The sequence below is a fragment of the Pseudoxanthomonas sp. LjRoot204_2 genome, assembly GCF_056175765.1.
The window spans coordinates 1-7,144 of record NZ_JBGFFG010000169.1 but is presented as its reverse complement, the minus strand read 5'-3'; the positions used below and the strand labels follow the sequence as shown (position 1 = coordinate 7,144).

Annotated in this window: 9 protein-coding genes; 7 read left to right on the top strand and 2 right to left on the bottom strand. The window is 67.5% G+C overall.

The window, feature by feature from the left end; all coding sequences use genetic code 11:
* Positions 1-789, bottom strand: a 789-nt coding sequence (gene dapA, locus AC04L7_RS09630) for a 4-hydroxy-tetrahydrodipicolinate synthase (RefSeq protein ID WP_475512900.1), incomplete at its 3' end; no start/stop codon positions are given.
* Positions 790-969: 180 nt separating this feature from the next.
* On the opposite strand from dapA, the gene AC04L7_RS09625 reads away from it, so the two are divergent.
* The 7 genes from AC04L7_RS09625 to AC04L7_RS09595 all read left to right on the top strand — a co-directional run bounded on the left by AC04L7_RS09625 (position 970) and on the right by AC04L7_RS09595 (position 6,462).
* On the top strand, positions 970-1,530 hold the full coding sequence (locus tag AC04L7_RS09625; RefSeq protein WP_162336523.1) for a glycine cleavage system transcriptional repressor: 561 nt from the start codon (positions 970-972) through the stop codon (positions 1,528-1,530).
* A gap of 2 nt (positions 1,531-1,532) precedes the next feature.
* Positions 1,533-2,018, top strand: a complete 486-nt coding sequence (locus AC04L7_RS09620) for a peroxiredoxin (RefSeq protein ID WP_296282602.1) — start codon at positions 1,533-1,535, stop codon at positions 2,016-2,018.
* A 115-nt stretch (positions 2,019-2,133) separates the two neighbouring features.
* Entirely contained in the window at positions 2,134-3,531 is a 1,398-nt protein-coding gene (locus AC04L7_RS09615; protein ID WP_296282601.1) for a PhoH family protein, read from the top strand.
* A gap of 59 nt (positions 3,532-3,590) precedes the next feature.
* The gene (locus AC04L7_RS09610; protein ID WP_435999357.1) at positions 3,591-4,079 is read left to right on the top strand and encodes a hypothetical protein; all 489 of its coding nucleotides are present in this window, start codon (positions 3,591-3,593) and stop codon (positions 4,077-4,079) included.
* A 4-nt stretch (positions 4,080-4,083) separates the two neighbouring features.
* The gene (locus AC04L7_RS09605; protein ID WP_435999359.1) at positions 4,084-4,761 is read left to right on the top strand and encodes a YoaK family protein; all 678 of its coding nucleotides are present in this window, start codon (positions 4,084-4,086) and stop codon (positions 4,759-4,761) included.
* Positions 4,762-4,804: 43 nt separating this feature from the next.
* Positions 4,805-5,614: a bifunctional hydroxymethylpyrimidine kinase/phosphomethylpyrimidine kinase gene (thiD, locus tag AC04L7_RS09600; RefSeq protein ID WP_475512899.1), complete on the top strand. Its 810-nt coding sequence runs from the start codon at positions 4,805-4,807 to the stop codon at positions 5,612-5,614.
* Positions 5,611-6,462, top strand: a complete 852-nt coding sequence (locus AC04L7_RS09595) for an alpha/beta hydrolase family protein (protein WP_435999363.1) — start codon at positions 5,611-5,613, stop codon at positions 6,460-6,462. Before thiD ends, AC04L7_RS09595 begins: the two co-directional genes overlap by 4 nt.
* 7 nt (positions 6,463-6,469) lie before the next feature.
* Here the strand turns inward: AC04L7_RS09595 and AC04L7_RS09590 are convergent.
* Positions 6,470-7,144, bottom strand: a 675-nt coding sequence (locus tag AC04L7_RS09590) for a GGDEF domain-containing protein (RefSeq protein WP_475512898.1), incomplete at its 5' end; no start/stop codon positions are given.

Here is a 7,144-nt window from a genome sequence, read left to right as displayed (position 1 = left end):
GCCGAACCCCGCACGCTGCAGCAGCGCCTTCACCGGAATGGGATTGGATTCGACGCCGAGGAAGGCGTAGATCTCCTGCAGCTGCGCGTCCAGCGCTGACGCGGCCGCGGCATCACCGGCGCGCGCCACGTCGCACAGGCGGCGGAACGTGCGCGGCAACGCATTGGACCCGACCGAGATCAGGCCATCGGCTCCGGCCAGGATCGCGCGCGACGCGGTCGGGTCGTCACCACTCAGGATGGCGAAGCCCGGCGTGCGCAGCGCCAGCAGTGCGGACATGCGCTCGGGCTCGGAACGCGCTTCCTTGATGCCGACGATGTTCGGGTGGTCGACGAGTTCGGCGACCGTTTCCGGCAGCAGGTCACAGCCGGTCCGGCCCGGCACGTTGTAGAGAACGACCGGCAGGCCGCCCAGGTCGGCGACGGCGCGATAGTGGGCCACCAGGCCTGCCTGCGTCGGCCGGACATAGGGCGGCGTCACCACCAGCGCGAACTGCGCGCCGCCCGCGGCCGCACGGCGGGTCGCCGCGATGGTCCTGGCGGTATTCATCTGGCCGGTGCCGGCCAACACGGGAAGGCGCCCACGCACCTCTTCCACCGCGATGCGCAGGACCGTGTCGTACTCGTCGTCGGACAACGCCGCCGCTTCGCCGGTCGAACCCGCCACCACCACGCCCTGCGTGCCGCCGTCGAGCTGCTGTTTCAGCAGCGCGCGCCAGGCGTGCAGGTCGAGTTCGCCCGACGCCGAAAACGGCGTGGCCAGTGCGGTGATGCTGCCGGAAAGGTGCAAGGGGAGGCTCTCGGTGGGGATCCGGCGCACCGGAAGCGCCCGTGAGCGCGGTCGTCCCGGTCCGCCTGCAATGTCGGCCGCATGTTACTTGCGGGCTCAAAGGGCGGGCAAGTATGCTGCCTGCGTCGTCGGGCCGCTGCCCGGCCGCCATTCAGCCTGACCGCAACGCCGGAAGCTCTCTTGACCGATTCCACGCCCCGGCCTTCGCCGACCGAAAACCACCTCCTGATCACCGCCTATACGACGCATCCGGAATCGCCGCTCCTGTCGGTGACGCGCCGGATCGCCGACAGCGGCTGCAATCTGGTGGACGCGCGGCTGTCCACGGTGGGCCGCGACGTGTCGGTGACCGCGCTCGCGACCGGGTCGTGGGACGCGGTGGCGAAGCTGGAAGCCATGCTGTCGCGGCTCGAGCGCGACGACGGCCTGAAGCTGGTGTTCTACCGCACCGGGCCGAAGGTGGTGCAGTCCAACCTGCTGCCGTACATCGTGGAAGTGGTGGCCGCCGACAAGCCTGGCATCCTGTTCCAGCTGGCGGACTTCTTCGACCGCCAGGGGATCACCATCGAGAACCTGCAGAGCACGCGCTACCGCGCGATGCAGACCGGGGCGGAGATGTTCTCGGCGCAGGTCACCATCGGCGTGCCGGCCAACATGCACATCGCCGCGCTGCGCGACGATTTCCTCGAATTCTGCGACCATCTGAACCTGGACGCGATCATGGATCCGATGAAGTTCTGACGATGACGGCGAAAAGCGCGAAAGCCCTGCCCAAATCGACACTGAAACTGCCGCTGGCCCTGTCTGGCGGCGAGACCGCCACCCTCGCCGACTACGCCGGCCGATGGCTGGTGCTCTACTTCTATCCGAAGGACAGCACTCCCGGCTGCACCACCGAGGGTCTGGACTTCAACGCGCTGCTGCCGAAGTTCGCCAAGCTCGACGCCACCGTACTGGGCGTCTCGCGCGACTCGGTGAAATCGCACGACAACTTCTGCGCCAAGCAGGGCTTCAGGTTCCCGCTAGTGAGCGACGCCGACGAAGCGCTGTGCAAGGCCTTCGACGTGATCCACGAGAAGAACATGTATGGCCGCAAGGTGCTGGGYGTGGTGCGCAGCACCTTCCTGATCTCGCCGGACGGCCGCATCGTGCAGGAGTGGCGCGGCGTGAAGGTTCCCGGCCATGCCGACGCCGTGCTGGACGCGCTGAAGGCCCACCAGGCCCAGTGACGAAATCCCCTTCCCTTCCACCCACCATCCCGCGCCGCGGCGGGTCATGGTGGTTCGCTGCTGTCCGCGGAAATGTTGCCCGTGTTCACACATCTTCCTCGATGAGGTTGCCCGAATGACCCGTAGCAAGCGTATCTATGTGTTGGACACCAACGTGCTGATGCACGACCCCACCGCGCTGTTCAAGTTCGAGGAGCACGACGTCTTCCTGCCGATGCAGGTGATCGAGGAACTGGACAACGGCAAGAAGGGAACCTCGGAAGCGAGCCGCAACGCGCGGCAGGTCAGCCGCTTCCTCAACGAACTGGTCGAGGCGTCCGGCCTGGACAACCTGGCCGCCGGCATTCCGCTCGTGCAGCCCAACAGCCTGCAGCTGCGCGGCTCACAGAGCGCGGGCCTGCTGCGCTTCCAGACCAGCCATTTCGATGCCGGCAAGAGCTTCGGTGCGGTCATTCCCGACAACGCCATCCTCGGCGCCATTCTCGCGCTGAAGGAGAGCGAGCCGGAGATCCCGGTGGTGTTCGTCTCCAAGGACATCAACCTGCGCATCAAGGCGGCGATCGCCGGCATCGTGTCGGAGGACTACGAGAATGATCGCGCGCTCGACGATTTCAGCCTGCTGTACACCGGCGCCGATCCGCTGCCGGAGGATTTCTGGCAACGCCATGGCAAGGACCTGCGCTCGTGGACCGACAAGGGCCGCACGTTCTACGAAGTGACGATGGCCGATGGCGCGGGCTGGTACCCCAACCAGTACCTGTACCTGCCCGGCGACGACGAGTCCGAATTCCGCGTCAGCAAGGTCGAGGGCGACAAGGCGACGCTGCAGATCGTCGACGACTTCCGCCACAGCCAGCATGCGGTGTGGGGCATCAATGCGCGCAACCGCGAACAGAATTTCGCGCTCAACGCGCTGATGGATCCCGAAGTCGATTTCGTCACCCTCCTCGGCACCGCCGGCACCGGCAAGACGCTGCTCGCGCTCGCCGCCGGCCTGGCGCAGACGATGGACCAGCAGCGCTACCGCGAGATCATCATGACCCGCGCCACGGTCAGCGTCGGGGAGGACATCGGCTTCCTGCCGGGCACCGAGGAAGAGAAGATGACGCCGTGGATGGGCGCGCTTACCGACAACCTGGAAGTGCTGACGCACAACCAGGAAGGCGGCGCCTGGGGCCGTGCGGCGACCAATGACCTGCTCGCCTCGCGCATCAAGATCCGTTCGATGAACTTCATGCGTGGCCGTACGTTCCTGTCGCGCTACCTGATCCTCGACGAGGCGCAGAATCTCACGCCGAAGCAGATGAAGACGCTGATCACCCGCGCCGGCCCCGGCACCAAGATCGTCTGCCTGGGCAACGTGGAACAGATAGACACGCCCTACCTGACGGAGACGACATCGGGCCTGACCTACGCGGTGGACCGCTTCAAGAACTGGGCGCACAGCGCGCACATCACGCTGCGACGCGGCGAGCGCTCGCGCCTGGCGGATTACGCGTCGGAAGTGCTGTAGCGGTATCGATCGCCACGCTGGCCCTTGCGGCCTGCGTGGCGACACCAGAGCAGGCAGCCATGCATGATCCCTACACGCCGACACGCTACGCATCCGCCGCCGCCCCCACGGATGCCGCCGCAGCGCTGAAGTTTGGCGTGCAATGGCGGCGCGTCCTGCTGGGTGGCGTCGTCCTGTTCTCGGCACTGGCTACATGGTCCATTGGCACCAGCATGTTGCTCTCGCTATTCCTGTTCCGGTTCGCCCCGGATGATGTTGGATTCGCGTCCTTCAACGTCGTCCGCACAAGTGGATATATCCTGTTTGCGACGGTCGCCTACTGGTGGTTCTCCACCGGAATCGCGCGTTGGCGCGGGCTCCATCTGCTGCTTGCCTGGGTACTGGTCCAGTCGATAGGCGCCGGCATCCTGAAGGTGCTGTTGGACGTAACCCTCGACTATTCAGCATGGAAGTATTGGGCGTCCGAACTCCTTCCGGTCTGTGCCGCCTGGTCGCTTGCATGGCTGTGGCCGGGACGAGGTCCGCGTTCTGCACGCGGGGCTCATTGACGCCATGGGCCTCCAACTTCCCCGCTGGGTCTGGATCGGTGCCGTGCTGCTGGCCTGCGTGGCCGGCATGGTCAACGTCATCGGCTACCTGGGGTTCGAACACCAGGCGGTCAGCCATCTGACCGGCACCACCAGCCTGCTGGGTGCGGCGATCGCGCAGGGCGACCTGCGTGCGGTGATCCACCTGTGGGGCGTGCTGATCGCGTTCTGCCTCGGCGCGATGCTCAGCGGCCTGATCATCCAGGACCAGACGCTGAAACTCGGCCGCCGGTACGGCGTGGTGCTCGCGCTGGAGGCCGTGCTGCTGATCGCCGCGGTCCCGCTGTTCAAGCAGGAACAGATCTGGGGTGCCCTGCTCGCTGCCGTGGCCTGCGGCCTGCAGAACGCGATGGTCACGACCTACAGCGGTGCCGCCGTGCGTACCACCCACCTCAGTGGCATGTTCACCGACCTCGGCATCGGCCTGGGGCACCTGCTGCGCGGCATGCCGTTGCCGGTAAGGCGACTGACGCTCAGCGCCCTGATCATCAGCGGCTTCCTGGGCGGTGGCGTGCTCGGCGCCTGGCTGTATCGGCAAGTCGGTTACGACGCCCTGCTGGCGCCGGCGCTGCTGACCGGCTGCACCGGCGTCGGCTACGTGCTGTATCGCCAGTGGATGCGCGCACGGTCGCCGACGGCGTGACCCGCCCCGCCACCCGCCCGCGTACGGATGGCACAATCCGCGCATGACCGTTCCCTCCGTGGTTTCCGCCCTGACCATCGCCGGYTCCGACWSCGGYGGCGGTGCCGGCATCCAGGCCGACCTSAAGACCTTCGCCGCCCACCGCGTGCATGGCCTCTCCGCCATCGCCGCGCTCACCGCACAGCACACGCGGGGCGTTACCGCGGTAAACGTGCCGCCGATGGATTTCCTCCGCGCGCAGCTTGACGCATGCTTCGACGATTTCGACGTGCGCGCCGTGAAACTGGGCATGCTGGCGACCGCCGACGTCATCGGCGTGGTGGCCGAGGCCTTGCGCGTGCATCGCCCGGCCACGGTGGTGGTCGATCCGGTCATGGTGGCCACCAGCGGCGCCAAGCTGCTGGAAGACAGCGCCCTGCAAGCACTGCGCACACGGTTGCTGCCGCTGGCGGACGTGGTGACGCCGAATCTTCCGGAAGCGGAACTGCTGCTCGGGCGCGCCATTGCCGATGCGCCGGCGATGCGCAGGGCCGCGAACGACCTGCTGGCGCTGGGCGCCCGAGCCGTGTTCCTCAAGGGTGGCCATCTGCCGGGCGACGGCGATGTGGTGGACCTGTACGTCGATGCGGACGGAATGACCGAAACTTCGCACCCGCGCCTGGCCCTGGAAGCCCATGGCACCGGCTGCACGCTCGCTTCCGCCATCGCGGCGCGTGGCGCGCAAGGCATGGCGATGAAGGCGGCATGCCTCGCCGCTTCGGACTACGTGCACGCTGCGTTGCGCGGCGGCTATCGGCCGGGACGCAGCGACATCGTCGTGCTGGACCACACCGGGGCTGCACCGACCGCATGAATGCCACCGACACGTCCCGGCTTGCGGAAGACATTCCGCTGCAATCGCAGGATGGTCACGGCTACACCCTGGTCGCCCGTATTCCGACCCATCCCGTCTCCACGCTCCTGTGGGTACCCGCGCTGGGGGTCGCGGCGCGTCATTACCTGCCGTTCGCCGAGATGCTGGCCGCCCGCGGCATCGCGGTCTTCGTGCACGAATGGCGCGGCAATGGCAGCAGTTCGCTCCGCGCCGGACGGCACACGGACTGGGGCTATCGCGAGTTGCTGGGCACCGACCTGCCGCTCAGCCACGCCGCGATGCGTGGTCGCCTGCGGGACATTCCCCATCGCATCGGCGGCCACAGCCTGGGCGGCCAGCTGGCGGCCTGCCATGCAGGTCAGGCTGCCGACGCGTTCGCGAGCCTCTGGCTGGTCGCCAGCGGAACGCCATACTGGCGAACGTTCCCCGCGCCGCGTGGTTACGCGCTGCCATTCTTCTACCAGTTCGCGCCCTGGCTGGCACGCGCCTGTGGCGCCCTGCCCGGTCGCCGACTGGGCTTCGGTGGCGATGAAGCACGCGGTTTGATCCGCGACTGGGCGCGGGTGGGGTTGAGCGGCCGCTATCGCGCAGCGGGCTGGCCGGTGGACCTGGACGCCGGCATGCGAGGCGTGCGTGCGCCTGTGCGCGGCGTGTTGTTCGACGATGACTGGCTGGCTCCGGAAAGTTCGCTGCGGGCCTTGATGGCGAAACTGCCCGGGAGTCCCGCCCACGTGACGGTGCTCGACCATGCACGCCTGGGCGCACGCGCCGATCACTTCGCCTGGATGAAACAACCCACGGCCGTGGTCGACGCCCTGCTCGACTGAGCGCGCCTCAGCAGCCGACGACGATGCAGTCGCGCCCCTGGGCCTTCGCGCGGTAGAGGGCACTGTCGGCGCTGTTGATCCAGTCCGACACCGACGCGATGCCCGCATGGGATTCCGCCAGGCCGATGCTGACGGTGCACCGCAACGCACGCTTGGAGAATCCGCACGCCGCGACCTGCCGGCGCAGGCGCTCGGCGGCCACGATGGCCTCTTCCCATCGCGTGTCGGGCATCACCACGCCGAACTCGTCGCCGCCGTAGCGTCCGCTCGTGTCGACATCACGCAGACAGGCTTTCAGCAGGCGGGCGAACTCTTCCACCACCTCGTCCCCGACCGTATGGCCGTAGCCGTCGTTGATGTCCTTGAAGCGGTCGATGTCGATCAAGACGAGCACTGCGGTACGCCCGGCGCGCTGGTAGCGTTTGAGCTCGTGGGTCGCCGCGTGCAGCCATTGCTGGCGGTTCATCAATCCGGTCGCGGCATCGAAGCGCGCCATCTTCTCGAGCAGGTCCTTCTGCTGCCGCGCCCTGCGCGCAAGCGAATGGGTCGCGATGCCGATGGCCGTCGGATAGATCGCGAGGAAAGGCAGGCACGCAAGCACTACCGGATAGCTCGTGAAGGGCTCGAAGGCGAAGCCCCAGGCCGCGCTGGCCGCCAGGCAGGTCAGCGCCATCGCCGCCAG